Below are 25,486 nucleotides of genomic sequence, written 5' to 3'. Positions count from 1 at the left end.
ATTTTTTTATTTGTTTTGTATTTTACCCACAATTTTAACCAACTGACTTGCAAAAGCAGAAACTTCTTCCTCAGTAGTATAACGTCCAAATGATATGCGAATTGATTCAGATATTCGCGGAGAGTTTTTACCAAAACAAGCCACTAAAACATGGGAAGGCTCAAGTGTTCCTGCGGTACATGCAGAACCCCCTGAAACCGCAAACCCAGCCAAATCTAAGTTTGTTTGCAGAATAGTCGTATTGACATTAGCAAAATGCAAGTTCAAAACATGATGAGAATCAAATTTTCTAGTTCCACCATTAACTTGATACTCAATTTGAGCTTGGTCAAGTTTATTTAAAATAATTTTTTGCAATTTCTGATAATTAGCCTGGAGCTTGTTCTTATCCACAGCTGCAATTTCATTAATAGCTTCTCCAAAACCTGCAATTCCTGGAACATTCTCGGTTCCAGCCCTGCGTTTAGTTTCCTGTTCCCCACCATAAACTAAAGGTGGTAGTTTAATAGAATTTTTTTCATATAAAAATCCCAGAAACTTAGGACCATTGATTTTATGAGCAGAAGTGGATAATAAGTCGATATTCATTTTAGCAACATCAAGATTAATGTTTCCTAATCCTTGAACTGCATCTACATGAAAATAGGCATTACTTTGTCTTACCATTGCACCAATTTCAGCCAAAGGATTGATTGTTCCAACCTCATTATTAACTGCCATTACAGATACCAAAATAGTTTGCGGAGTTAAAGCCCTTTTCAAATCAGCCAATGATATCCGACCATCTGTATCTACATCAAGGTAGATAACATCATAACCCTCTTTTTCCAGTTGCTGCATTGGCTTTAAAACAGAGGGATGTTCAATTTTTGTTGTGATAATGCGTTTACCAATATTTTTGCGACTATGAGCAGTCCCAAAAATAGCAGTATTATTACTCTCAGATCCACCGGAGGTGAAAATTATCTCATTTTCGTTGGCATTGATTGCTCGGGCAGCTTCTTGCCTGGCAAGATCAATGACATGACGGGCCTTACGTCCTAATTCATAAGTACTGGAAGCATTACCAAAGTCATTTTTCATTTCTTCAGCTATCACATTAATTACTTTGGCAGACATAGGTGTCGTAGCAGCATTATCCAAGTAAATTTCTGTCATTTATGAATTCATCTTCTCTATGTAAGTACAAATAATTTTAGCCGCTTTAGCACCCACTTTTTGTGCAAACTGATCAAAGTCTTCATTTGCATCTTGATTGCCATTGTCAGAAATAGCTCGCAAAGCTATTAAAGGCTTATTAAAATGATAAGCCACCTGGGCAAAAGCAGCCCCTTCCATCTCAACTCCTAAAGCTTGAGCAAAATTTTGCTTAATATCATTTTTTTGTGCTTGTGAACCAATGAAAGAATCGCCTGTGACAATAAGTCCCTCTTTATATTCAATGTTCTCATGCTGCAAAAACTGTGCAAATTGTGTTCTAACAGTCGACTTCAAAACAAACTCTGCCGGTTCACCCGGTATTTGTCCTTCAACATAATCCCCTGCTAGAGTATTATGCGCATCGTGATAAGCAAATGAACTGGCTAAAATCAAATCGCCCTTTTGAATATTGGGCTGTAAAGATCCTGCTGTACCAGTCATAAAAACTAAATCAATATTAAGCTGGCATAGCAAACTAGCTAAATTCATAGCAGCTTGGACTTTACCAATTCCACTCAAACCAATATATAAATCATTGTGGTTAACGCAAAAATGCTCGAATGTAGTAGATCCGAACATTTCTTTGTGACCAGAGTGAAAATACTTATGATAATATTCAGCCTCAATTTCCATTGGGACAATAATTGCTATCTTCATTTTTACCCTCGTTTTTATTTATAAGTGAAATAACGCCAATAATACCAAAATAATTAAAATTGAAACGATGAGAATGGCACGATTAAGCTTACCTTTCAGTCTTAACGCTTTGTCTTGACTGGTAGTTGGTTGAGATTGTGACTTATTCTTTTCTCTTCTCGGAGACTGCCCCTGAGTCTTTGCCCTTTTATTTGAAGATTCATTTGGTTGTATAAATTCATCTTCATTACGGGTAAAATCAGGATTAACGTCAACTTCAGCATCATTATCATCAAAAGCAGATTTAATTGTATTTAAAATATTTTTGCTTTTTTTCTTTTTTAATTTTTTACGGTAGTCAGATCGCTTTTCTGTCATTTTAATCCCTTGTATTAGCACTGGTAAGCAACATATTCTCCCAAACACTCATTGCATATAATGTCTTGGCATCAACAATTTTACCTTGTGCCGCAAGCTGTTTCAACTTTTCCAAACTATACCAGTGACTGGTTAAAAATTCGTCAGGATCAAGCGCCTTTTTATCAGTTAGTTTGGTTAATGTATCACAATAAAATAAGTATAGTTTCTCATTAGTAAAGCCAGGCGATGAATAGAATTCTGTTATCTTTTCCCAGTAGTCGGCATGATAACCGCCTTCTTCATTTAATTCCCTTTTCATTGCATCTAATGGACTGGCATCAGTTTCATCTATTAAACCTGCTGGAATTTCCAAAGTCAACTCTTTAATCGGCTCACGCCACTGCTCAACCAGCAACATTTCTTGCTTATCATTTACTGCAATGGCAGCCGAAGCAGGCTGATGTTTTACAACTTCTCTTGTTGCAGTTTCACCATTAGGTAATTTGATCGTTCTAACTGAAAGATCAACTATACGCCCAGTAAAAATTTGTTTTGAGGAGATTTCAGTTTCTGTTAAATCCATTATTCACTTTCCTGTTAATCAGCTAAATATACGTTCACACATTGGAGTCCATTTTTTCCTTGAGCAAGCTGATATTTAACTTTTTGTCCCACTTGTAAGCGGCGATAACCTTCTTCTTTTATTGCTGTATAAAAAACAAAATATGATTTCTGGTTTTCATTATCAGTAATAAAACCAAAACTACTGTTACGATCGAATTGCTTTACTGTTCCGTAGCGCATTATTCTTCTAAGCCTTCCTGTACAGCTTCAGGGTAATCCTCTTTGACAATTTTAGCACATCTACCGCAAAGCATTGGAAGTTCACTATCAGCTCCGATATCAGTTCTAATCATGCGACAACGAGGACAAACTTCTCCTTTAGCATGCTCAACTATAAAAGCACCATTTGGTAATTTTTGAGCATTTGCCGGTGCCTCACCATTAGCAATTGTTAATTTGGAAACAATTAGAATTTGTCTAAAATTGGCATCAAGGTTAGCTAAAACAGTTTTCATCTCATCTGTGGGATAAACTGTGACAGCTGCTTCAAATGATTTACCAATTAATTTTTGATCACGTGCTTCTTCGAGCACCTTCAAAACATCATCACGTAAATTCATGAATTTCTGCCAATTTTCCAGAAGCTCATCATGATTATCATATTGTTCAACTTCAGGCATGTCAGCAAGCTGGACATAATCTTCTTTTTCTTTTAAGAAGGACCAAACTTCTTCCATTGTGTGAGGCAATATTGGTGTCATGACTTTAGCAAGTTTTACCGCTGCGTCATAGATTACAGTTTGCATTGATCTTCTCGCATGACTATTTTTGCTTTCAATATAAAGAACATCTTTGGCAAAGTCCAGGTAAAATGCTGATAAATCGTTTGAGATAAAGGCAAATACCTTTTTATATACATTATTAAAGTCGTAACGTTCATAACTGTCAAGGCAAGTTTTAACTAAATCGTTAAGTTTAACTTCCAGGTATTGATCAATAGAATTGAGATTTTCATAAACCACACGGTCTTTTTGCGGATCAAAGTCTGAGGTGTTAGCCAGCATGTAACGGAAAGTATTCCGAATTTTACGATAACTTTCAGAAGTTTGACGTAAAATATCTTGTGAAACGGCAACGTCAGAAGTCGTGTCAACTGAGGCAACCCATAACCGAATTATTTCTGCACCCATTTGTTTGATGACATCGTTTGGAGAAATTACATTACCTAACGATTTAGACATTTTATGTCCTTTTTCATCTAAAACAAAGCCCTGTGACAAAATACCACGATAAGGTGCCTTACCCGTGGCAGCTACAGAAGTAATCAGACTTGAATTGAACCACCCACGGTATTGGTCACTACCTTCAAGGTAAAGATCACATGGAAATTTCAAATCTGGTCTTTTGGCCATAACAGCCTGATGGGAAGACCCTGAATCAAACCAAACGTCCAAAATATCTTTTTCTTTAGTAAACTTACCATTTGGAGAATGTTCAGAAGTGAAACCTTCGGGCAATAATTCCTTAGCAGTCTTCTTATACCAAGCATTTGAGCCCTCTTTAGCAAAAATCTGGGCAATATGCTCGATAGTTTCTGGCGTCACAATTGCAGTGCCATCTTCTGCGTAAAAGATTGGCAGTGGAACACCCCAAGCACGCTGTCTGGAAATTACCCAGTCACCACGATCTTTAATCATATTGTGTAAGCGTAATTGACCCCAAGAAGGCGTAAATTTAACCTGATCAATTTGGTCAAGAATTTGCTGACGAAACTTAGCAACAGAAGCAAACCATTGTGTGGTAGCACGGTAAATTACGGGCTTCTTGGTGCGCCAATCATGTGGGTAAGAGTGGGTAAAGAAACTTAACTTGAGTAAATTCCCTGACTTCTTTAATTTTTCGCTGACAACTTTATTCGCATCATCATAAAATAAGCCAGCTAAATCAGGATCATTAATATCTGCAGTAAAGCAGCCCTTGTCATCCATAGGACTATATACAGGTAGACCATATTTTTGAGCAACATTATAGTCGTCTTCACCAAAGCCGGAAGCTGTGTGAACTAAGCCAGTACCATCACTAGCAGTAACGTGCATCGCATTCATTAAAATGGCATCACGATCATACAAAGGATGCTTAGCAACCATACGGTCCATTTCACTACCCTTAAGATGTTGCACCACTTCATAGTCATTCCAGTCCAATTCTTCAGCAACGGCTTCTAAACGATCAGTTCCAACAACGTAACGCTTATCGTTAACCTGGACTACTGAGTAATCAAACCCTGGATTGACTGTAATCCCTTGGTTAGTAGGAATAGTCCAAGGTGTAGTTGTCCAAATCAAGAAATATGTCTTCTCAGGATTCAGAATTTCTTTACCGTCTTTTACAGGAAATGAAACATAAATTGAAGGTGATTTAATATCGTGATATTCAACTTCAGCTTCGGCTAATGTTGATTCACTTGAAGGAGACCAATAAACAGGCTTTTTACCTTTATAGATATATCCTTTTTCATACATTTTACCAAAGACGCGAATTTCTTCTGCCTCATATTCTGGTTGATAAGTAATATATGGGTGGTCCCAGTCTCCCATTACGCCTAAGCGCTTAAAGTCAGTCATTTGCTTTTTAACTTCTTTACTGGCAAAATCTTGACAAAGTTGACGGTAATCCGCAAGATTCATTTTTTTGCGGTCAACGCCCTGTTTAGTCAATTGCTGTTCAATTGGCAAACCATGAGTATCCCAACCCGGAACATAAGGAGCATAATAACCGTTCATGTTTTTGAAGCGAACGATTATGTCCTTAGATACTTTATTCATCGCATGACCAATATGAATATTACCATTTGCAAAGGGAGGACCATCATGCAAGTCAAATCTTGGCTTGCCTTTGTTTAATTTTAATCTCTGTTCATATAATTTATTTTCTTCCCATTCTTTTTGCCATTGTGCTTCACGTACTGGCAAATTGCCCCGCATCTTAAATTTAGTTTTACCTAAATTAAGTGTATCTTTCACTCTCATTTTTTAATCCTTCCTATCAAAAAACCTCGTCCTAAAATTAGGGCGAGGTTAATATCGTGGTACCACCTAAATTGAGTTGCTAAACTCCACTTAATGAATTGCGTATCGTGCAACTACCGTGACAAACCATCATTAACAGCTGATCAACTTTTAAGCTCTTATATTAGACTCACACCCTCACTAATTCGCTGAATTGCTCGCAAGTTTTACTGTCAGTTTGTCATTTATGATTTTTATAGTCATCCGGAAAAATAATAGTAGTTCCGCCAGAATTATTATCGGCTGCAGCATCGTCGTCATTAACAGTTTCAATACTAGGACTGTCACCGGTCATCGGTTGAGGACTATTATTTGTTTCTTCAGAGTCTTGTTCAAAGTTTACTTCATCATCCGTATCGTTGTCAACCTCAAAATCCTCATCTTCCTCATCAGTATCATCGTCATCGTCTTCATCGACATCCTCGTCCTCATCGGTGAGCATGATTGGTTCTGCACCATCTGGAGGATAAAATCGTTCTGTATCAAAATATTGATCAAGAGCTTTTTGCCACTTTTCGTCATTCAGATTCTCAATTGCTTTTTGTAAAAGTTCTTGTATATACCTGCGATAACCGGAAGTTTCCTTTTTGACCCGTTCATAATCTAACTTAATAGTTTCCAGTTGCTGACGCTGATAATCAGTATCAATTTTAGCCTGCTCAGTTGCATTATTTGCCTGAACTGTAGCGTCATTGATAATTCTTTCTGCTTTGATCTTGGCATTATTTATGGCTTCTTTAGTAGCATTTTCATTCTGCTGATACTGTGCAACTTGCTTTTGCAAATTTGAAACTCGATCTTGTAATTGTATTATTTTATTTTTATAATCAACATTTTGATCTAATACATCACCATAATCGTTAATAATTTGATCTAAAAAACTATCAACTTCATGCCTGTCATATCCACTTAATCCTCTTTTTTTAAATTCTTTATTGTGAATTTTTATCGGAGTCAGCTTCTGCGTATCTTTCTTTTCGTCTGCCATAGCTTATATACCACCTTATAATTGCCTTTTTTTGTCGTTGAATTACTCATAATCTTACATCTGCCAAAATGTCTTAGGCTAAGAACATCATCTTCTTCAATTATTATATTAAAATCTTTAATAGTATGCCAATTTAATTTAACTAAATTATTCTTAATATTTGCTTTAATTTGGCTTCTACTCTGTTTAGCTATCGCTGCTAAAACTGCATCCAATCGTAATGAAGAAGCAATTACAGTTAAGTGTTTACTTTCATCTTCAACTGCTAATATTTTTTCACTTGAAATAGGCCTTAATTTAACTTTTGTGTGGCCTATATGAGTAATTTCATATTGGAAAAAATCAGTTAGTTCACTTTTGCCAAAAAATTGCCAGCGCCCATTCCCATCCGTAATAATATCACCAAATGTAGACGTTTCTATTCCAGCATTTGCTATACTTCCTAATACATCACTATGTGTCAAAGAAACAAATTTTTGAGGATATTCAATTTCAAAAAGAGAGATTTGATATGACAGAGGTGAAACAGTAGCCCAATCTTCTGTTATAACAACTCTCTTTTTTTCAGCGTTTAAATAGCCACCAAAGCTTTGCAGGCAAACTTCATTTCCAGCCAGCTTTTTTAAAATATCTCTTTCCCCTGGGTCTAAAAATTCAGTTAAAACTTTTTGATGTTTATAAATGACATCATTTATAAGCCCATTCATTCTATCAACTGTTTTTTGGTCAGATAAATTTCCCTTAAAGACCACATTTTTAATATAAAAACTACGTTTTGAGATATTAGATACTTTCAAGAACTGCCCCCTAATAGTGAAGGTGAAATTACTACTCTGTCACTTCGTAAATTATTATAGCATGAACTGTGATTTTCTTTTATTTTAGGAAATAATTAAGCCAACTGATAAATAAAGAGCTAGTAACTCCGTCAAAGTTAAAACGAAATTTACCAGCTCTTTATTAAGATTGGAGGTTAAACAAATAAATGAAATAAAATATTTGCAATCCAATTTAAAACATAATCTTGGACAAAATAAAGTAAAAGCAAACCGATTAAAAATGAAATGTCTAATCCAGTGGCATTAGACAGTCTGGCAATTGGCCCCTTCCGAAAAATATTCAAATAAGGATCAATTACGCGATTAATTATGCGACCCACAGCTGAATCGCGTAAAGAGGGAACCCAACTTAAAATTGCATCAATTACCATGACTATACTATAAATCCATATTACATAGTCAATAATATTAATGCCGTAATATATGATATTTGCTGCCATTAACTTAAAGAATCTTTCTTATCAACTAGATCACTAATTTTGCCATTCGTGACAAACTTCGGCGGAGTCGCTAAAAAAATTTTATCGCCGATACGTTGAATTTCACCATTTAAAGCGTACACTGTACCTGTAATAAAATCAACGATTCTTCTGGCTGATGCATCTTCCATTCTACTGAAGTTAATTATTACCGCTTTATTATTCAATAAATTCTGTGCAACTTCTTTAGCATCTGAATAAACACGTGGTTCATAAAGCACAATTTTGCTTTTGGCAGCATTCATACCAGATTTAATGGAAACAACTTTGTCACGGTTAACAGTACCAGCAGGAAAATTATCTTCATCACTTAACTGCTGCTCTTCTGCATAATCGTCATCTAACATTTCATCTTCATCATTTGCCACGCCGAAAAATTTGCCTATTTTACTAAAAGCCATTTCTCTTGCCTCCTATTAGTTTTCACCACGATGCCTGAAAAATGGAATATCATCAGTATCGTCATCATCAAAAGCATTAGTTTCGATTTGTGAAATGCTACTTTGATCGTCTTCATCAAATGAACTAGATCTATCATCTTGATTTGCTGTAAAAGGAGTTGACCGACGGTTGCCCTCATCATCGTTATCCAAACCCCAAACACTTGTTGGATCAACCATTGGCTTATGTTTGGGCGCACTTTGAACTGCACCGGAATTTTCACTTACTGCCGTATTTTGCTCCATAGGTCTTTTAACTGAGTTAATTTTTCTTTCTGGAGATGTATTAGCTTGACCTGATTGAGATTTAATCTGGTGACTATGACCCGGGAGCTGCTTTGATGCTTCCTCCTCTGCTTGAGAGTTGATTCCTGTCGCAATAACAGTAACTACAACCTCATCTCCCAAATTAGGATTAATAGAAGTACCAAAAATTATGTTAACATCGTCACCTGCAGCCTTAGAAACGATTTCTGAGGCATCCTGCGCTTCAAACAAAGTTAAGTCAGGACCACCAGTTATATTTAGCAGTACCTGCTTAGCACCATCGATCGATACTTCGAGCAGAGGGGAAGAAATTGCCAGTTTTGTAGCTTCAACAGTGCGATTTTCGCCACTTGCACGGCCAATACCCATTAAAGCAGCGCCTTGATTAGCCATCACAGTTTTAACGTCAGCAAAATCCAAGTTGACATAGTCAGTTGAAGTAATTAAGTCAGAAATACCCTGAACACCTTGTTTTAAAACATTGTCAGCTTCTTTGAAGGCATCCATCATTGGTGTCTTTTTGTCAACCATTTCCAACAAACGGTTATTGGCAATAATAACAAGAGTATCAACGTACTGCTTTAACTGTGCAATACCCTCAGCGGCATTTTTTGATCTTTTTGGACCTTCAAAAGTAAAAGGACGAGTTACAACGCCAACAGTTAAAGCACCTGTTTCGCGGGCAATCTTAGCTACAATTGGTGCAGCACCAGTTCCAGTACCACCACCCATTCCAGCAGTAATGAAGATCATATCCGCGCCCTTTAAAGCATCCTCAATTGTCTGTTCACTTTCTTCTGCAGCCTTTTGGCCAACTTCAGGGTGAGAGCCTGCTCCAAGTCCTCTTGTCAACTTAGGGCCTAACTGAATTTTATTTTCTGCTTTATTACTATTTAATGCTTGTACATCAGTGTTAGCAGCAACGAAGGAAACTCCCTGCACACCGTCATCAATCATTCGATTAACAGCATTACCACCAGCACCACCGACACCAATAACTTTGATGACAGCATTTTTATTGTCGTCTGAATCGAACGTGAAATCCATCTAATTAACCACCTTTAATCAAAGAACTTTTTGAAGAAGTTCTTAAAGCCTTTATCTTTATTTTGCACATTATTTTTTGTTTTACTATGCGGAGATTGCTCTCGCTTTAGTAACTCATGTCTATTATATTCTTCTTTTCTTTTAGTTTCATTAACAGTAACTGTTCTTTTAGAAGTTTTTGGCTTTTCTTGAGTAGACTGCTCCCCTTGACTGAGAGCACCTCTGCCATAAATAGCACTAATTACTAAGAAATCAATATCTGACATCTTATATGCATAGTTAACTACTCCGTAAGCCGCTGAGTAAATTGGATTACGCATTCCAATTTGGTCAGGCTGATAAATTCGCGCCTTGACATTCAAAGTATTAGCTATAATACTATCATAACCTTGCAAAAGACTACTTCCGCCAGTAATAATAATGCCACCTGGTAACTTCAAGGCGTCATGTTTAACCAAGCCTTTTTCAATTCTGTCAATAGTCTGGATAACCCTGGCGTTAATAATTTCACTTAAATATTTTTCGTCAACCATTTGCTGGCCATTTGAACCAACGCTGTTAACGGCAAATTTATTTTTAGCAGATGCCAAGCTAGGATCAGCATAACCATAATCAAGTTTTATTTGTTCTGCATCCTTGTTAGAAGTACTTAAAACAACCGAAATGTCATTACTAATATCACTGCCGCCTTCAAAATCGATATTAGCATATTTAATTTGATTATTATGAATTACCGTAGCCGTCGTAACTCCTCCACCTAAGTCGAGGATAATTGAACCAAAATGGCGTTCACTTTCATTTAAAGCCACGCTGGCAATAGCAAGTGGAGTTGGAATAAAAAAGTTATTGGAATAGCCAGCACGCTCAATAGCCTTTTTTATATTATGCAAAGGACTGGCCGGTGCTGTTAACATGATGCCTTGCACCGACAAAGAATGTGCAATCATTTTTCGAGGATCATCGACTTCGGTTTTACCATCAATTAGAAAACGGCTTGGCAAAAAAGAAATAGGCTCCCGTTCGTTTTTCACAGCAGACCTGATAGCAGCACGAACTACTCGCCTGACATCATGGTTACCTACTTCTTGACCATTATCGCTGACATTAACTAGATCACTTGCAGTTTCAAGTTGGAGCATACCTACAGGTATACCTGTTACTACTCGATAAATATTTGCATTTGTCTTTTTGGCTATTTCTTTTAGTGCCCTATTAATCGCAGCAGCAGTTTCATCAATATCAACTATATTACCATGTCGCATCCCTTTATTAGGAACTGCAACAGCTCCAATAACTTTACCAGAATCAGCTACAACCGCTTTCACACTTGTAGTACCAATATCTAAGCCCACTAATAAATTCGAATTGTCCAAAATTATCCCCCCGTCAGTGCTACCTAAAAAAATTTTACCATAAAACCAGCCTAAAATCAGTTTATATTAAACCGTAAGCACGCTTTTCATTTGGTGTAAGCGGCCTGCTAAACGCCCCTACTTCCAAATCAATCAGCGTATTTTTTCCCACTTTAGTTTTTATTTTATTATAGTACTTTATTTTACTTTTTAGGGTTGAAACGTTGCCAATAACTACATTCCCGTTTTTCATTAGAAAAATCACTTGTGATTTTCTTCGGGTATTACCACTTAATAATTTAATTTGATCCTGAAAATCAGGTGGTAAACTATTGAATAAATGAAGAATTTTTTTGAGAGATACTTCATGATTGTAGCCTACAAAAACTGGTTTATCTGGATATACTTTTGACCAAGGAATAAACTGAGACCCTAATTTTCCCTGAGTAAGTATTTTACGATATCCTTTAGAAGTCTTAATGTAGCCTTTTGTAGGATATTCATCAATTTCAATTATTAAATGATTAAAACCTTTAACTCGAACATTGATGTTTTTTATTTCTGAGTATTTTGCAGAAAGTTTACGGGATACGCTTTTTTTATTAAAAAGATAATCGACTACTTTGTCACTAGCTTTAATATCTGTTGCTTTTACAACTTCTTTTACTGGTAAATCATTTTCCCCGTTAATTTGAATACTTTGAACATTTGCCAGAGGAGAAATATAATAGCCAAGTCCCAAAAGTGCTATTACCGAAACACCTATTATTAGTCCCAGTCTCTTAAATAGTGCGGATTTACGTTCATTATGTAATTTAGAAAGAGAGGCAGAGATTTTGGTATTAGTTCTGGAATTTTTCTTTTTCTTACTTGATTGATGACTTAAATATGGCGATAGCTTTTCTTTAGGATCAATTTTAGTTACTCGCTTTTTGGTCAACTGCCTCACCTTCTTTTTATTTAGCTAAATCCTGCATTACTTTAATTACTTCATCAGACGCATCAGAAACTCCCAGTTTTTTGGATGCCTTACTCATTTCTGTATAGTATTTACGATCCAACACGATATGATCAATTGAAGAAATAAAGTTATTAATATTAAGTTCATTTTCCGCAATCACTGTCGCTGCGCCGGCTTTTTCAAGATCAAGAGCATTTTTCATTTGGTGATTATTAGTTACATTTGGACTAGGAATCAAAATAGCTGGAACACCTAAAGCGGTAAATTCCGCAATACTAGTGGCTCCTGAACGCGAAACCACACAAATCATTTTTGGTAAGAGTGCTGGCATATCCTTAACATACGGTAAGATTTTGATACTTTCACCATAATTAACATTGGTTAGTTTTTCTGCAATTTTTTGATAATAATAAGTTCCTGTCACCCAAATGACTTGGTATGGCTTAGTTTCAAGCCGAGTCAGTGATTTTAACATTATCCGGTTGATAGCCAAAGCACCACGAGAGCCGCCAAAAACTAATACTGTAGGTATTTGAGGATTAAGACCCCATTTGCTTTGCAAATCAATCTTGGTTGATGACAGATTTAGTACTTGCTGAGAACGTGGATTTCCAGTTTTTACCAACTTTTTCTTTTCCGAAAATTGCTTGGCAGCATCATCAAACGTATAACAAATTTTGTTTACATAGTGTCCTAAAAACTTATTAGCAACGCCAACTACTGAATTAGATTCATGAATCATAGTTGGAATCTTCATTTTTGCTGCTTCGTACACTAGGGCACCACTGACATAGCCACCAGTTCCCATCACAATATCAGGCTTAAAATCATTAATAATTTTTTGAGCTTTTTTTGTGGCCTTAAGAAACAAACTAATTGTAGCAAAATTACTCATTATATGTTTACGGGAAAACCCGCGCATTTCAATTGTTTTAAAATTTACTCCTGCTGCTGGAACTATTTTGGCTTCGAGACCATTTTTGGTGCCGACAAACAGTATTTCATCACTTGTCGCCAAGTTGCGCTCTTTTAATCGTTCAATAATTGCCATAATAGGATAAATATGGCCGCCAGTTCCTCCACCTGTAAATATTATTCTCATTTTATTTAGTCTTCAATTCCTTTATAAAATTAACAAAATAGTCTCCACGTTCTTCAAAGGTTCGAAATTGATCCCATGACGCACAAGCTGGTGAAAATAACAATACATCACCAGGATTTGTCAATTCATATGCTCTTGGTACTGCTTCCTGTAAGGTATTTTCAATGACAATATTTTTAATGCCAGCTTTGCGCGCGGCATCAGCCAATAAATAACGGGTTTCGCCATATAAAACAACGGCTTTAACATGTTTTTTTAAAAGTGGAACCAAGGAGTCAAATGTAAAACCGCGATCTAGCCCACCAGCGATCCAAACTTCAGGATCTTCAAAAGAGGGAATAGCTACTGAAGCCGCCTCTATATTCGTTGATTTGGAGTCATTATATATCTTGCGACCTTCCAAGGTCATAACATATTGTAAGCGGTGCTTTGCCCCAGCAAAACTAGTTAACACTGCTTGGATATCGCTGATAGTCGCTCCCATAATTTGTGCAATTGCGCTAGCAACTAACGCATTCTGCTGGTTATGGATACCGGGTAATTTCATGTCGGCAATCTTAATGATTTTTTCATGTTGATTCTGTAAATAGCCATCAGCAATAAAATAGTCGGCAGTTCGATCATTTTCGGAAAAAGTTATTAGTTTTGCTTTTGTAACTTTCTTTTCTTCTTCAAAAATATTTTTTTGATCTAAGTTTGCTAAAAAATAGTGATCTGAAGTTTGCGTCCTGGTAACGTTTAGTTTGGCATTAACATAATTAGCAAAAGTCTTGTGATAATCTAAATGGACATTGTGATAAATATCAATAATCGCAGCTACTTTAGGATCAATATCTGTTACGCCAAGCAGTTGAAAACTAGAAGTTTCGCAAACCAAGATATCATCTTTGGTAGCTTTTTTCACTACTTCAGAAATTGGAACACCAATGTTACCAACTGCATAGGCATGATGGCCATTTTTAGCCAGATGATGATCCAGAATTTTCTGTGCTAGCATTACCGTAGTAGTTTTGCCATTTGATCCTGTAACACAAATATATGGAGCTTCACTAACACTCAGTGCAATTTCAGGTTCGGTAATAATTGGCAAATTTAATTTTATTGCCTCTTGCACCATTGGGTTTTCATAAGGAATTCCCGGATTTTTTACTAAATAAGCAAAAGATTCTTGGTGTAATAATTCTACTGGATGCATGCCACCTATTATTTGCACGCCCATTTTTTTCAATTCTTGTGCTTTTGGATTTTTACTTAAATCAGCCTTGTCGTTTAAAGTTAGCTTTGCACCAAGTTCAAGCAGTAATTTACTTACTGCAAAACCACTTTTGCCGAGGCCTAAAACTAAAATATTTTTACCTTGATAAGTCTTAACTTGCCTCATTGAACTATTTTATCCCCATATTACTAAATACAAGATACTTCCCAGTAAGCCAACAATCCAGAAAATAATGTCTACTTTCCATTCAGAGTAACCCAGCATTTCAAAATGATGATGTATCGGTGTCATTTTGAAAATCCGTTTACCAGTTGTTTGAAAAGAGATAACCTGCAAAATTACGCTTGCTGTTTCACATACAAATACGATTCCAACTAACAAAAGTGACCAGGGCCTATTTAGAAAGATACTAACAGCAGCCAGTCCTCCTCCTAAAGCTAGAGACCCAGCATCACCCATAAAAATTTTAGCAGGCTTATGATTAAAAATAAAAAATGAAATCAAACCTCCTATGACACTCATACAAAAAATTAAAACGGCAAAGTTTTTTTGTTTAAGTGCGATATAAGAGTATGTGGCATAAGCAATAATTGACAGTCCAGTTGCCAAACCATCTAAACCGTCTGACAGATTAACTGCGTTGGAATAACCTACCAACCAGAAAATTACAAAAATTGTGAATAAAACAACACTGTTAACTACACCAAAAAACGGTATGAAAAGTTTGAATTGAAAATGGTCCGTTGCTGCGATGATAATAATCAGAACAGCAACTAAAATTTGTAAAGAAAATTTTTGCCATGCACGAAGACCCAAATTACGCTTATAAAACAATTTTATACTATCATCTAAGAAGCCTATAATACCGTAACCCAGCAAACTGATTAATAAAATCCAGATCATTTTCGTGACTCCGTGTTGCCATACACCAACCCAGATTGTAGAAACTGTGGCTGCTAAAACAAAAACCACACCACCCATTGTAGGTGTACCAGACTTTTTTTCATGCCATTTAGGACCTTCATCCCGAATTTCCTGTCCTTCATGGTGTGACCTCATGAAAATAATCACCCAGGGTAAAATAATCCCCGTTAACGCCAATGAACTTACTAATGCAATAATGCTAATGATCAGCATAAAATGCTACTCCTTTAATTGTATTTTTATTTTTGTCCCGGATTTGACAGTTTCACCAACAGCTACACTTTGTTTAGATACTACACCTGTACCCTGAATGCTTAATTTAGCCCCAGTCAAATCTGCAAACTGCTGCAGCTCATCTTTTGACCAACCTTTCATAGCAGGACACTTTATAATGCCGGCTGTCCGCACCAGCATTAATTTACCTGACTGCTGTTTTTGACCTGCTTGATAAGACTGCTTGGTTATTTTATCACCTGAACCAATCCTGACAAGTCTGAAACCAACCCGTTGAGCGATTGCTTCAGCCTCCTTATATCTTAGCCCCATTAGGTCAGGTATTTTAATCATTGTTGAACTGCTTAAGCCATTTTTAGACATAAGAATTGTTCTATTCATTACAGGTTTAAAAATTGAAGAAAGAATTACTTCAGCCGGTTTACTCATTCTTTGAGGCTGCTTGACAGTGATGTAAATGCAATAACGCGGATGCTTAGCCGGTGTAACTCCAACTACAGAAAAGATGTAATTATTGTTACCTTTAAGATAGCCCCCACCTTTAAGGTTAGCTATTTGCGCAGTACCTGTTTTAACAGCAATACTTTGATTTTTCATCCGGTATGCAGCTCCGGTACCAATTCTTTTGTTTAAAACTTGGCGCATATTTTCAAGAACTATGTTTGCTGTTTCTTTACTATAAACTGGTCTGCCAACATTTTTTATTTGATAACCCGTTATTGTGTGATCATCTGCATCGGTAATTTTTTCAACGAATTGGGGTTTTACCATTTGACCATTATTCGCCAAACTGCTAAAAGCTTGCATCATTTGCATGACGTTCACATCAACGCCCTGCCCAAAACTAGTGACAGCCTGATCAACGGGTGAGTTAAACGCGATCAATCCTGGTTGCTCACCTGGGAGCGTTACGCCAGTTTTCTGACCAATATGGAATTTCTTTAAATACTTTTTCCAAGTCTTAGCACCCATTTGTTGCTCAATATGAACGAATCCGGTATTGCTCGACCGTGGAAATGCTTGTGAAAAAGGTATGCTTCCCCAGCCATGCGGCTTCCAATCGTGAATTACTGAGCCATTCACAGAAACTGATCCTGAATTGTAATATTGATTTGGATGGTAGTTTCCGCTATTAACAGCGGAGGATAATGTCAGGACTTTAAAAACAGATCCGGGTTCATATGTATCTTGCACCAAAATATTGCGATAGGAATTTTTCAGTCCTTTTTTGGTCTGCGGATTGAAACTTGGTCTTTGCGAAGCAGCTAATACTTTTCCCGTCTTCATATCTTCAACTACGGCTGTCATAGAAACGGGATTAAAGGTATCTTGAACATAAGATAACCTGCTTTCAAGGCATTCCTGCAACTGCGAGTCAATAGTTAGATATATATTATTACCGTCTACAGGGGCTTTATAAGTATGGGTACTATTTGGCGTCTGGAAATTTGAGGCATCAACAGCTGAAACCTGATAGCCGTTTTTTCCGGTAAGAACGTCGTCATACCAAGCTTCCAGTCCCATGGTACCCTCTAAATTTTGTTGCCTGGTTTTTTTATCATAAACTGGTGTAGCCAGACCAATTATGTGAGCTGCAAAATTACCATTTGGGTATAACCGTGACTGAGTTTCAAAAAATTTAATTCCCGGCAAATTCATTTTTTCAATTCGGTCTTTTTGCTTTTTGGTCAAATTAGAACCTGCAGTACCAAATTGTACCTGAAAAACCGGCTGCGAAGGATTAAGATACTTTAAAATTTTATTTGCTTTAAGAGGTAAAACTTGTGCTAACTTTTCAGCAGTTTTACTTTTGTTAACAACATATTCTGGCTTATTTTTATAATTAATGGATGATTTATCTAGAATGGCATAAATTGTATACAAATGGGAATCCTGCGCTACAGCTAAACCGTTACGGTCATAAATATTTCCCCGATTGGCCTTTAATACTTGATTACGCATATACAATTGCTCGGTCTTAGCGGTTAAATCTTGTCCATTAACGGTTTTTGAAATTCCCAGATATAAAAATCTGCCTATAAATACAAGAAAAACCAAAGCAACAGCTACCTCGAGAAATCTCCCGACTGTAAAACGGTATCCGTGGGCTTTGGAATTTAAGTTATATTTTTTACTAATGTGCTTATTCATTAGCGTATAGTCCTAATATTTTTTTCATTCAAAGCCAACCCCTTGCTGCGAGCAATTTTATTCATTCTTGAGCTTGAGGTCAACTCACCTAATTCTTGATGCAAATCTCCAACTTGACTTTGCTCTTTTGCAACCGAGCGCTGCAAACTAGTAAGTTCATGTTGAGCTGAAGTAGCAGAAATACTAGAAGAAACGAGCATTGTCATTAAGCCAATTGTGATCATTGTTCCCAATATAAGCAAGGACTTTTCGAAGCCGGTCCAAGCAACGTTGTGATGATTGAGAACTTGACGTTGTCTCTTCTCTGGATCTCTTTGCTCATTAGGATTAAACTCTATTTTTCTTGCTAAATTATCAGCCATTGTTTTTCCTCTTTACAATTTTTCTGCAACCCGCAACTTGGCACTGTGTGAGCGATTATTATTTTTAAGCTCTTCAGCCGAAGCAACAATGGGCTTACGATTTACTAATCGAAGCGTTGGCTTCAAGTCATCGGGAATAGCAGGCATTCCCCTAGGTACCTCAACGTCGGAGTATTTTTTAAAAATATTTTTTACTATTTTGTCTTCATCAGACTGAAAAGTAATCACACTAATGCGACCGCCTGGTTTGAGTAATTTGATCGCTTCCTCAAGTGATGTACTTAAAGCATCAAGCTCGTGGTTTACAGCAACACGCAAAGCCTGAAAAGTCTTTTTTGCTGGATGCCCTCCAGTCCTTCTTGCAAACGCAGGAATTGCTTCCTTAATAACATCAACCAGTTCAAAGGTTGTCGCAATTGGCTTTTTTTGTCTTTTAAGGACAATTTTATGAGCAATCTGGCGAGAATACTTTTCTCCACCAAATTTATACAAAATATTAGCCAATTCTTTTTGACTTGAGTCATTAACCAATTGATACGCATCAAGACTTTGATCCTGATCCATTCTCATATCCAATTTGGCATCGAAGCGGTAAGAAAAGCCTCTTTTTGCCTGATCAAATTGGGGGGAGGAAACGCCTAAATCATAATAGATACCGTCAATGCCATCTTGATAACCCAGCTTAACCAAGTTAATTTTTAAATGACTAAAGTTGTCGTGTACTAATTGTAATTTAGGATCAGCCTCAGATTTAAGTAAATCGGCAAAGTTTAACTTAGCCGAATTTATTGCATATTCATCCTGATCAAAACCAATCACGGTACCACTAGCAAGTTTGCTCAGTAAATATTTTGCATGACCGCCGCCGCCAAAAGTTGCGTCTACATAAAGACCACCATTTTTGGGTTTTAAATTATCGATTGTTTGGTGTAAGAGTACACTGGTGTGTTTGAATTCCATGTTTATAGTTCCAAATCATCTAAATTTTCTGCGATATCATCATAGTTTTCGTTGGCTTCATCACTAAAGCTTTCCCAACGCTCTTTCGACCAAATCTCAATTCGATCAGAAACTCCTATAATGACACATTCTTTAACAAGACAAGCGTGCTTCTTCAACGTTGTGGTCAGATTCACACGTCCCTGCTTATCAAATTCGCATTCCATTGCACCAGAGTAAAATAAACGCGTAAAACTGCGTGCATTTCTCTTAGTCAAAGGAAGGTGGGCTAGCTTGGCTTCAATTTTCTGCCATGCCTCTGTAGTATAGCCAAAAATGCAACCTTCCATTCCACGAGTAAATATCATTTTTTCGCCAATCTGACTACGCAAACGAGCAGGTATAATTAAACGCCCTTTGCTGTCGAGATTGTGATGATATTCACCCATGAACATGGCATTACCCCCTTCCACTAATTAATTTACCACAATTCACCACTTCCTACCACTTTTTAGTTATAAAGTTTAACATTTATTTTTTATGAGCCAAAAAGTAAAAAACGCAGACCATTGCAGGTTTGCGTTTAACTTGAAAAATAAATTTTTTTACTCAAAAAGTTTGACTATATCATTAAAAATAATAACCCTAAATACCAAAAAATAGTATTAACAGTTAAATAGTCCCATATTTTGCGGAAAGTTTTACTTAAGGACAAGTTCTTATTTTTAATTGCTTCCGTTATAGCTATTATTATAACTAAAATGAAGAAGACAAAAAACCCATATGGCAAAAACTCAGGCCTTTTCTGATTCAGGGTAATCAGGTGGCATGCATATATAAAAAAGAATGGTAATAAATCATATCCGCGAAATTGCGCCTTGGGAAACATCTTATTAATAAGAAAAGCTAAAACAAGACCAACAATAGGTATCAAAAAAATTAAAAACATTGGCTATATTCCTCTATTATCTAATCTCTATTTTATCTTACTCTCTAATTGAAAAAAACTTTTAAGTAGCATAAAATATTGTTCAAATAGGGAGGTCTATCAATGACGAGAAGACATAAGAAAAAGAGATCTAAATTTCAAAAGCTAACAATTGCTATGGCCTGGCTAATGGCAATAATAACTTTAGCTGCTGTAGTAATGCAAGTTGTTGGTGCATTATCCAGCTTTGGCTTTTTCGAATAAAAAAACGTGAGATCATTGTCTCACGTTTTTTATTGTTGATAATTATCTAAATTTACCATAAAAGGATAGTTAACGGCTAAATTCCACCATAATTTATAAGTAACGCAAGCAAAAATAAATGCCCAACATAAGGTTGGCAAAATACTTTTTAACAATTTCATTGAACTAATACTCGTCAGGCCTGTCATATTCATAAAAAGCCAAGTATAGCCCTCAACCAGAATAGAAGAGATTAAAATCGCTAAAATTCGGGCCCAAAAAACTTCTGGTAAAAATCTGGCAGCTTTTTGCAACAGCCAGCAAATTATAGGTAAACTAATGGCATAAACACCAATAATACCAAAAAAATAAATATCACTTACTATACCAGTACCAAAAGCTAACCAAATCTCTTTATGATTAGTGTCATCAAAAAGTGCTATTAACATCATGCTAACGGGTACCAATAAGTTTGTAGCATTACCTATTAAAAAAAACCGGTGAAAGAATAAAGACAAACTGCCGCTGATAGCTAAAACTATATATAAAGCTAAAACAAGACTAAATTTTCGCAGAGACTTCATTAGTCGTTCACTTTCCTTTTAATAACTGAAACTACAGAAGGATCATTTAATTCACCTGCTGGATTAATTTTAATTAAATCAGATAAGCCAAATGTATCATGGGTAGTAGTAGAAACTGTTCCTACCAATAATCCTTTGGGTGAATTACCACCTAATCCGCTAGTGTAAATTTTTGCACCACGCTTTAGTTTTTTACTGTCGACCGCCTGAGTAAATGCTAGTGTCTTGTTACCTATTACCGTAATAATTCCATGAACTTTTTTTCCGTTTACGGCTTGTGCTTCAACTGCGAAACGATTGGCTGATTTATCACTAGTTGTTATTAATTCAACTTTTGCAGTAGCAGCATTGACTTCTATTAGGCGACCAATAATACCACCACCGGACATTACCGCCATATTTTTACGCAAGCCAGATGTAGATCCTTTATTAATAACCAACAGGTCTGTCCAACTGTCCGGTGAACGAGAAATGACAGATGCTTGAATAATATTATAGTCAGTAAGCGTATTTTTTACTTTTAATGCTGATTTAAGTTGTTTGTTTTCAGCTTCCAAGCTAGCATTACGAGCTTTTGTTTGTTCTAAGTCAGTAACTTTGCTCTTGAGGTAGTTATTTTCATCTTGAGTATTCAACAAATCGTGAACATTATTTAAACTGCCAGAAACAAAACTTAATGGAAAATCAATTATTCTTGATCCCACTGCGACCACATCATTGCCAAAACTCTGAATAATCAGGGGGGTATCACGTCTATTACGTAAACTGACACTGCCTCCTATAACAGTAAAAGCCAAAATAACTGCTATACATGCCGATAATAATTTTTTGTTTTGTAGAAATTTCTTCATTTGGAAACAGTCCCTAAAGAAAAGCCGGCGAAAACAGCCGACTTTTAGTATTATCTGCGATTTTTGCGCATTACTTCAATATTTTTCAGAGACTCACCTGTACCAACTGCAACACAATCTAGTGGATCTTGGGCTATAAATACTGGCACTTTAGTAGCTTCGGAAATAATCTCAGGTAAGTTTTTTAGTAAAGCTCCACCGCCTGTCAATACAATTCCGTGATCAATGACGTCTGCTGCTATTTCAGGAGAGGTCTGTTCAAGCGTTTCCTTAATTGCAACGATAATGTCCTGAACAACATCTTGAATAGCATGAGCTACATCGACTGCTTTTACATCAACTGATTTTGGTAAACCAGTAACTAAATCACGGCCACGAATATTGACTGCTTCAATGTCTTTAGCCTTTTCAACTGAAGCAGAACCAATCTGAATTTTAATATCTTCAGCAGTTCTCTCACCAATTAGCAAATTAAAATTAGAGTGAACATAATTCACAATTGCCGTATTGAACTTATCACCGGCTTGGCGGATTGAGGTAGAAGAAACTATTCCCCCTAAAGAAATAGTGGCAACATCGGTAGTTCCCCCACCAATATCTACAACCATTGAGCCAGTGGGATCCATTACTGGCAATCCTGCCCCAATAGCAGCTGCAAATGGTTCTTCTATTACAAAAGCTTCACGTGCTCCAGCTACACGAGCAGCATCAATCACTGCCCGCTTTTCAACCTCAGTAACACCAGAAGGTACACAAATCATAGCTGAAGGTTTGGAATTGCCAACAGTCTTTTCGATAAAATACTTAAGCATTGAGGCAGTTGTATCATAATCAGCAATTACGCCATCTTTCATTGGCCTAATAGCCACTATACTTTCTGGTGTTCTGCCGATCATTTCTCTTGCTTCTGACCCTACCGCAATTACCTTGCCGGTATGGGTGTTTTTTGCCACCACAGAAGGCTCTCTTAAAACAATCCCTTTACCTTCCATATAAACAAGAGTATTGGCAGTTCCTAAGTCAATGCCAATATTTTTTGCTCCTAATCCAAACACGTAAATCTCTCCTTATTATTGCAGTCTCTAAATCTTGAATAATTATAGCATAAAGTGCAACTTAAAAAAGAAAATGGAACGTAACTTTAAGATGATTTTAAAATAATTGCCGTTCACAGAAACTAAAGTAATTTCCTTTGCCCACAATAAAATGATCAAGAAATTCAATCCGAAATAGTTTTGCTGCCTCATGAAGCATCTCAGTGAGTTCAATATCACTTTTTGAAGGTAACAAATTACCGCTGGGATGATTATGCACTACAAAGAAGCCGGCACAGGCATAAATAACTGCCCAACGAAAAACCTCTCGTGGATGCGCTATTGACTTATCCAAAGTACCTTGAAACAACTTCTTTTCAGCAATTATATGATTACTGTTATCTATGTAGATTGCCCATAGCTCTTCTTGTTTATGTCCTGCAAATTTATCTAATAAATAAGTACCGACTTCATCGCTTGAAGTCATAATAAGTTCCCGGTCTGATACTGCGGAGCGCAATCTTTCAAGTAATCCCTCACCTAAAATTGCTAAACTGTCACAGCATTGGTCACCAGAAACATATTTAAGCAGATCATTGGCATTTCTTATTTTTAATTCTTCCAACTTAACAAGAAGTTCATCAAAATTTTTAATTCCATGTTCTTTCAGTTCATCAAAAAAACTGTTCAGCATTTCCCAGTCAGTTTTAATTAAATAGTGATGAGACCTTATTAATTCCATAAAATCATTCCTTTCACTATTTATATACGCCAAAACTAACTAACTTTTTGTAAAAATTCAAAGAAATCCTGACAAACAAAAGCCGCATTCTGATGATCTTCGGCGGTAGCTGGAATTAAATCCGGCACCATTACACATTTTAAGCCGGCATTAACAGCAGCTAGCAAGCCAGGAGAAGAATCTTCGAATGCTAAAATATTATTTTTGGCAACATGTAATTTTTGGGCTGCCAAAAGATAAATATCTGGTGCAGGCTTAGGCTTGACATTATTATTTTTTACATCGTCATAATTTAAGTGAAATTGGAAATAGTTACGCGTACCTGTGGCCCATAAATTATGCTCCACCACATTTTCAGAATTGCTGGTTACCACAGCCATAGGCAATCCGGCAGCCTGAAACCGATCAAGAGCTTTTTGCACTCCCGGTCTTAACTTTAATTTACCTTGTTCAGTCCACTGCCATACTAGTTCATCAGTACGTTTAATAAATTGGTCACGTTGTTCTTTATTCTTAAAGTATTGCTGGTAAAAATCGTTCATATCAGTTGTTGTCGAGCCAACTAATTTGAGATAAATATCATCGGGCGTACCAAGATTTGCCTCCTTAGCTGCCTGAATATTGGCTTCCCAGTATAAATTTTCGGAATTAACCAGCAAGCCATCCATATCAAACAAAATGCCTTTGATATCATCCTTAATGCCTTGAACACGCATCTTTTATCTCCATTTGTAAAATATCCCCAACTAAGTAAAATGATCCTGTTACTAGCAGTATATCATTTGTTTGACTCTTCTGCTTTAATTCTTGATAAGAAGTTCGCCAGTCAACGTGATAATGATATTTTTTTTGAATCCAAACCGGATAGTCTTCTTTTTTAGCTGCACGCGGATAATCAATTGTAGTTAAGTGAACTTCATCTGCCGGTTTAAACAGTTTAAAAACTTGCTCAATATCCTTATCTTTCATCATCATCATCAATACTCTAATTTTGCCTTGCTTTTTTTTCTGCTTAAAATGAGCAAAATTTAGCAGGTTTTGCATTGCCTGAATATTGTGCGCTCCATCAAGGATAATTAAAGGATTATTTTGCAAGATTTGATAACGTCCAGGTACAGTTGTTTGGTTTATTGCATCTTCTATCTCTGAAGCAGAAAGTGATAGATTTAATAAGCTAAAGGCTTGAATTGCAATACCAATATCATAGCCTTCAACTAGTGGCCTGGGTATAAAAGCAAGCTTTTGAAATTGATCTTGATACTCCAAGTTTTCTTGAAGTAAAACATTAAAGTCAGAACCAAGTTTTTTAACCAGAGCATTTTCTTTTTGAGCCTTTTGCTGAATAATAGGCAACACCTCTTTTGGAATATTACCTAAAACAACTGGCCGATTTTCCTTTATTATTCCACTTTTTTCACGGGCAATATCTGCTAGAGTTGGTCCGATAACTTGCTCATGATCTAGTCCAACTGTAGTAATCACACTGACTTCAGGTGTAATAACATTAGTTTTATCATGCTCACCACCTATGCCAACTTCAATCACAGCATAGTCACATTTTTCCTGGGCAAAATAAAGAAATGCCAATACTACTTCATATTCAAACGTCACTAATGAAAAAGCAGGATTGTTTTTACGAATTTTTGTCAAAACTGACTCTATTTTATTAGCTACTCCAACCAAATTTTGGTTACTGATATTTTGACCATTTAGCTGAATCCGCTCGTTAAATTCAAAAACATAGGGCGAAACAAAAAGGCCAGTCCTTTGACCAGCCTTTTGCAACAAATTACTTAAATAGTAAGAAGTTGAGCCTTTACCATTCGTGCCCGTAACATGGATTGTTTTTATCTGATCTTGCGGATTACCTAACATAGCCAAAATTGTCTTAATATATGTTAAATCTGCTTTTTCATGTAATTTAGGAAGTGAGTATAAATAATTAATCACATCTTGAGCTTTGGTAAAAGTCACG

28 protein-coding genes are annotated in these 25,486 nt (G+C 36.4%); 1 reads left to right on the top strand and 27 read right to left on the bottom strand.

Features of this window, described 5'->3' with window-relative positions; all coding sequences use genetic code 11:
- Positions 1 to 6 precede the first annotated feature (6 nt).
- The 21 genes from H3R29_RS01970 to H3R29_RS01870 form a co-directional block, all read right to left on the bottom strand.
- Positions 7 to 1,158, bottom strand: a complete 1,152-nt coding sequence (locus H3R29_RS01970) for a cysteine desulfurase family protein (RefSeq protein WP_198202417.1) — start codon at positions 1,156 to 1,158, stop codon at positions 7 to 9.
- Entirely contained in the window at positions 1,159 to 1,857 is a 699-nt protein-coding gene (locus H3R29_RS01965; RefSeq protein ID WP_198202415.1) for a 5'-methylthioadenosine/adenosylhomocysteine nucleosidase, read from the bottom strand.
- A gap of 18 nt (positions 1,858 to 1,875) precedes the next feature.
- A complete protein-coding gene (locus tag H3R29_RS01960) occupies positions 1,876 to 2,214 on the bottom strand; it encodes a hypothetical protein (protein WP_187156580.1) in 339 nt (112 codons plus the stop codon).
- A 1-nt stretch (position 2,215) separates the two neighbouring features.
- Positions 2,216 to 2,779, bottom strand: coding sequence for an NUDIX hydrolase (locus H3R29_RS01955; protein ID WP_046324752.1), 564 nt, complete (start codon positions 2,777 to 2,779; stop codon positions 2,216 to 2,218).
- 14 nt (positions 2,780 to 2,793) lie between these two features.
- Entirely contained in the window at positions 2,794 to 3,000 is a 207-nt protein-coding gene (locus H3R29_RS01950; protein WP_122025989.1) for a cold-shock protein, read from the bottom strand.
- Positions 3,000 to 5,789, bottom strand: a complete 2,790-nt coding sequence (ileS, locus tag H3R29_RS01945; protein ID WP_198202413.1) for an isoleucine--tRNA ligase — start codon at positions 5,787 to 5,789, stop codon at positions 3,000 to 3,002. The genes H3R29_RS01950 and ileS overlap by 1 nt, the downstream gene beginning before the upstream one ends.
- Before the next feature lie 220 nt (positions 5,790 to 6,009).
- Positions 6,010 to 6,816: a DivIVA domain-containing protein gene (locus H3R29_RS01940; protein ID WP_198202411.1), complete on the bottom strand. Its 807-nt coding sequence runs from the start codon at positions 6,814 to 6,816 to the stop codon at positions 6,010 to 6,012.
- Positions 6,783 to 7,613, bottom strand: a complete 831-nt coding sequence (locus tag H3R29_RS01935; RefSeq protein ID WP_232352195.1) for an RNA-binding protein — start codon at positions 7,611 to 7,613, stop codon at positions 6,783 to 6,785. The genes H3R29_RS01940 and H3R29_RS01935 overlap by 34 nt, the downstream gene beginning before the upstream one ends.
- Positions 7,614 to 7,789: 176 nt before the next feature.
- The gene (locus tag H3R29_RS01930; protein WP_110446024.1) at positions 7,790 to 8,095 is read right to left on the bottom strand and encodes a YggT family protein; all 306 of its coding nucleotides are present in this window, start codon (positions 8,093 to 8,095) and stop codon (positions 7,790 to 7,792) included.
- The gene (locus H3R29_RS01925) at positions 8,095 to 8,535 is read right to left on the bottom strand and encodes a cell division protein SepF (RefSeq protein ID WP_122025985.1); all 441 of its coding nucleotides are present in this window, start codon (positions 8,533 to 8,535) and stop codon (positions 8,095 to 8,097) included. The genes H3R29_RS01930 and H3R29_RS01925 overlap by 1 nt, the downstream gene beginning before the upstream one ends.
- A gap of 15 nt (positions 8,536 to 8,550) precedes the next feature.
- Positions 8,551 to 9,888, bottom strand: a complete 1,338-nt coding sequence (ftsZ, locus tag H3R29_RS01920; RefSeq protein WP_187156577.1) for a cell division protein FtsZ — start codon at positions 9,886 to 9,888, stop codon at positions 8,551 to 8,553.
- 14 nt (positions 9,889 to 9,902) lie between these two features.
- Positions 9,903 to 11,261, bottom strand: a complete 1,359-nt coding sequence (ftsA, locus tag H3R29_RS01915; protein WP_198202409.1) for a cell division protein FtsA — start codon at positions 11,259 to 11,261, stop codon at positions 9,903 to 9,905.
- A 61-nt stretch (positions 11,262 to 11,322) separates the two neighbouring features.
- Entirely contained in the window at positions 11,323 to 12,180 is an 858-nt protein-coding gene (locus H3R29_RS01910) for a cell division protein FtsQ/DivIB (protein ID WP_198202407.1), read from the bottom strand.
- 16 nt (positions 12,181 to 12,196) lie between these two features.
- Positions 12,197 to 13,303 carry an undecaprenyldiphospho-muramoylpentapeptide beta-N-acetylglucosaminyltransferase gene (gene murG / locus H3R29_RS01905; protein WP_198202405.1) on the bottom strand — a complete coding sequence of 369 codons (1,107 nt, stop codon included), beginning with the start codon at positions 13,301 to 13,303 and terminating at the stop codon, positions 12,197 to 12,199.
- A gap of 1 nt (position 13,304) precedes the next feature.
- Positions 13,305 to 14,684 (bottom strand): UDP-N-acetylmuramoyl-L-alanine--D-glutamate ligase, encoded by a 1,380-nt coding sequence (gene murD, locus H3R29_RS01900; RefSeq protein ID WP_198202404.1) that lies wholly within the window; start codon positions 14,682 to 14,684, stop codon positions 13,305 to 13,307.
- Between the two features lie 9 nt (positions 14,685 to 14,693).
- A complete protein-coding gene (mraY, locus tag H3R29_RS01895; RefSeq protein ID WP_198202403.1) occupies positions 14,694 to 15,656 on the bottom strand; it encodes a phospho-N-acetylmuramoyl-pentapeptide-transferase in 963 nt (320 codons plus the stop codon).
- A 6-nt stretch (positions 15,657 to 15,662) separates the two neighbouring features.
- The gene (locus H3R29_RS01890; protein ID WP_198202402.1) at positions 15,663 to 17,828 is read right to left on the bottom strand and encodes a penicillin-binding protein; all 2,166 of its coding nucleotides are present in this window, start codon (positions 17,826 to 17,828) and stop codon (positions 15,663 to 15,665) included.
- Entirely contained in the window at positions 17,828 to 18,190 is a 363-nt protein-coding gene (gene ftsL, locus H3R29_RS01885; RefSeq protein ID WP_046324739.1) for a cell division protein FtsL, read from the bottom strand. Before ftsL ends, H3R29_RS01890 begins: the two co-directional genes overlap by 1 nt.
- Positions 18,191 to 18,202: 12 nt before the next feature.
- Positions 18,203 to 19,150 (bottom strand): 16S rRNA (cytosine(1402)-N(4))-methyltransferase RsmH, encoded by a 948-nt coding sequence (rsmH, locus tag H3R29_RS01880; protein WP_187156572.1) that lies wholly within the window; start codon positions 19,148 to 19,150, stop codon positions 18,203 to 18,205.
- 2 nt (positions 19,151 to 19,152) lie between these two features.
- Entirely contained in the window at positions 19,153 to 19,584 is a 432-nt protein-coding gene (mraZ, locus tag H3R29_RS01875; RefSeq protein ID WP_046324737.1) for a division/cell wall cluster transcriptional repressor MraZ, read from the bottom strand.
- 167 nt (positions 19,585 to 19,751) lie between these two features.
- Positions 19,752 to 20,078: a DUF3397 domain-containing protein gene (locus H3R29_RS01870; protein WP_187156571.1), complete on the bottom strand. Its 327-nt coding sequence runs from the start codon at positions 20,076 to 20,078 to the stop codon at positions 19,752 to 19,754.
- A gap of 102 nt (positions 20,079 to 20,180) precedes the next feature.
- On the opposite strand from H3R29_RS01870, the gene H3R29_RS01865 reads away from it, so the two are divergent.
- Positions 20,181 to 20,321 (top strand): DUF4044 domain-containing protein, encoded by a 141-nt coding sequence (locus tag H3R29_RS01865; protein WP_084619544.1) that lies wholly within the window; start codon positions 20,181 to 20,183, stop codon positions 20,319 to 20,321.
- A 29-nt stretch (positions 20,322 to 20,350) separates the two neighbouring features.
- On the opposite strand, the gene mreD is transcribed toward H3R29_RS01865, so the two are convergent.
- The 6 genes from mreD to H3R29_RS01835 form a co-directional block, all read right to left on the bottom strand.
- On the bottom strand, positions 20,351 to 20,884 hold the full coding sequence (gene mreD, locus H3R29_RS01860; protein WP_198202401.1) for a rod shape-determining protein MreD: 534 nt from the start codon (positions 20,882 to 20,884) through the stop codon (positions 20,351 to 20,353).
- Positions 20,884 to 21,735 carry a rod shape-determining protein MreC gene (gene mreC, locus H3R29_RS01855; protein ID WP_046324734.1) on the bottom strand — a complete coding sequence of 284 codons (852 nt, stop codon included), beginning with the start codon at positions 21,733 to 21,735 and terminating at the stop codon, positions 20,884 to 20,886. The genes mreD and mreC overlap by 1 nt, the downstream gene beginning before the upstream one ends.
- 50 nt (positions 21,736 to 21,785) lie before the next feature.
- Positions 21,786 to 22,790, bottom strand: a complete 1,005-nt coding sequence (locus tag H3R29_RS01850) for a rod shape-determining protein (protein ID WP_046324733.1) — start codon at positions 22,788 to 22,790, stop codon at positions 21,786 to 21,788.
- Positions 22,791 to 22,887: 97 nt separating this feature from the next.
- Complete coding sequence (locus H3R29_RS01845) at positions 22,888 to 23,511, bottom strand: JAB domain-containing protein (RefSeq protein ID WP_198202400.1); 624 nt, start codon at positions 23,509 to 23,511, stop codon at positions 22,888 to 22,890.
- A 35-nt stretch (positions 23,512 to 23,546) separates the two neighbouring features.
- Complete coding sequence (locus H3R29_RS01840) at positions 23,547 to 24,227, bottom strand: HAD family phosphatase (RefSeq protein WP_198202399.1); 681 nt, start codon at positions 24,225 to 24,227, stop codon at positions 23,547 to 23,549.
- Complete coding sequence (locus H3R29_RS01835; protein WP_198202398.1) at positions 24,208 to 25,485, bottom strand: folylpolyglutamate synthase/dihydrofolate synthase family protein; 1,278 nt, start codon at positions 25,483 to 25,485, stop codon at positions 24,208 to 24,210. The genes H3R29_RS01840 and H3R29_RS01835 overlap by 20 nt, the downstream gene beginning before the upstream one ends.
- Position 25,486 lies beyond the last annotated feature (1 nt).

Origin of the sequence: Lactobacillus sp. M0393, assembly GCF_016102025.1 — a bacterium.
Taxonomy (GTDB): domain Bacteria; phylum Bacillota; class Bacilli; order Lactobacillales; family Lactobacillaceae; genus Lactobacillus; species Lactobacillus melliventris.
Note: the sequence above shows the minus strand (reverse complement) of the source record. Positions and strands in the feature narration are given on the sequence as shown.

Coding starts and splice junctions, on each gene's coding strand:
- H3R29_RS01960 (WP_187156580.1), bottom strand. CDS start 2,214: ATGACAGAAAAGCGATCTGACTACCGTAAAAAATTAAAAAAGAAAAAA.
- ileS (WP_198202413.1), bottom strand. CDS start 5,789: ATGAGAGTGAAAGATACACTTAATTTAGGTAAAACTAAATTTAAGATG.
- mreD (WP_198202401.1), bottom strand. CDS start 20,884: ATGAAGTCTCTGCGAAAATTTAGTCTTGTTTTAGCTTTATATATAGTT.
- H3R29_RS01930 (WP_110446024.1), bottom strand. CDS start 8,095: ATGGCAGCAAATATCATATATTACGGCATTAATATTATTGACTATGTA.
- rsmH (WP_187156572.1), bottom strand. CDS start 19,150: ATGGAATTCAAACACACCAGTGTACTCTTACACCAAACAATCGATAAT.
- mraY (WP_198202403.1), bottom strand. CDS start 15,656: ATGCTGATCATTAGCATTATTGCATTAGTAAGTTCATTGGCGTTAACG.
- H3R29_RS01940 (WP_198202411.1), bottom strand. CDS start 6,816: ATGGCAGACGAAAAGAAAGATACGCAGAAGCTGACTCCGATAAAAATT.
- H3R29_RS01845 (WP_198202400.1), bottom strand. CDS start 23,511: ATGGAATTAATAAGGTCTCATCACTATTTAATTAAAACTGACTGGGAA.
- H3R29_RS01925 (WP_122025985.1), bottom strand. CDS start 8,535: ATGGCTTTTAGTAAAATAGGCAAATTTTTCGGCGTGGCAAATGATGAA.
- murG (WP_198202405.1), bottom strand. CDS start 13,303: ATGAGAATAATATTTACAGGTGGAGGAACTGGCGGCCATATTTATCCT.
- H3R29_RS01955 (WP_046324752.1), bottom strand. CDS start 2,779: ATGGATTTAACAGAAACTGAAATCTCCTCAAAACAAATTTTTACTGGG.
- ftsL (WP_046324739.1), bottom strand. CDS start 18,190: ATGGCTGATAATTTAGCAAGAAAAATAGAGTTTAATCCTAATGAGCAA.
- H3R29_RS01890 (WP_198202402.1), bottom strand. CDS start 17,828: ATGAATAAGCACATTAGTAAAAAATATAACTTAAATTCCAAAGCCCAC.
- murD (WP_198202404.1), bottom strand. CDS start 14,684: ATGAGGCAAGTTAAGACTTATCAAGGTAAAAATATTTTAGTTTTAGGC.
- mraZ (WP_046324737.1), bottom strand. CDS start 19,584: ATGTTCATGGGTGAATATCATCACAATCTCGACAGCAAAGGGCGTTTA.
- H3R29_RS01840 (WP_198202399.1), bottom strand. CDS start 24,227: ATGCGTGTTCAAGGCATTAAGGATGATATCAAAGGCATTTTGTTTGAT.
- H3R29_RS01865 (WP_084619544.1), top strand. CDS start 20,181: ATGACGAGAAGACATAAGAAAAAGAGATCTAAATTTCAAAAGCTAACA.
- mreC (WP_046324734.1), bottom strand. CDS start 21,735: ATGAAGAAATTTCTACAAAACAAAAAATTATTATCGGCATGTATAGCA.
- H3R29_RS01950 (WP_122025989.1), bottom strand. CDS start 3,000: ATGCGCTACGGAACAGTAAAGCAATTCGATCGTAACAGTAGTTTTGGT.
- H3R29_RS01970 (WP_198202417.1), bottom strand. CDS start 1,158: ATGACAGAAATTTACTTGGATAATGCTGCTACGACACCTATGTCTGCC.
- H3R29_RS01965 (WP_198202415.1), bottom strand. CDS start 1,857: ATGAAGATAGCAATTATTGTCCCAATGGAAATTGAGGCTGAATATTAT.
- H3R29_RS01870 (WP_187156571.1), bottom strand. CDS start 20,078: ATGTTTTTAATTTTTTTGATACCTATTGTTGGTCTTGTTTTAGCTTTT.
- ftsZ (WP_187156577.1), bottom strand. CDS start 9,888: ATGGATTTCACGTTCGATTCAGACGACAATAAAAATGCTGTCATCAAA.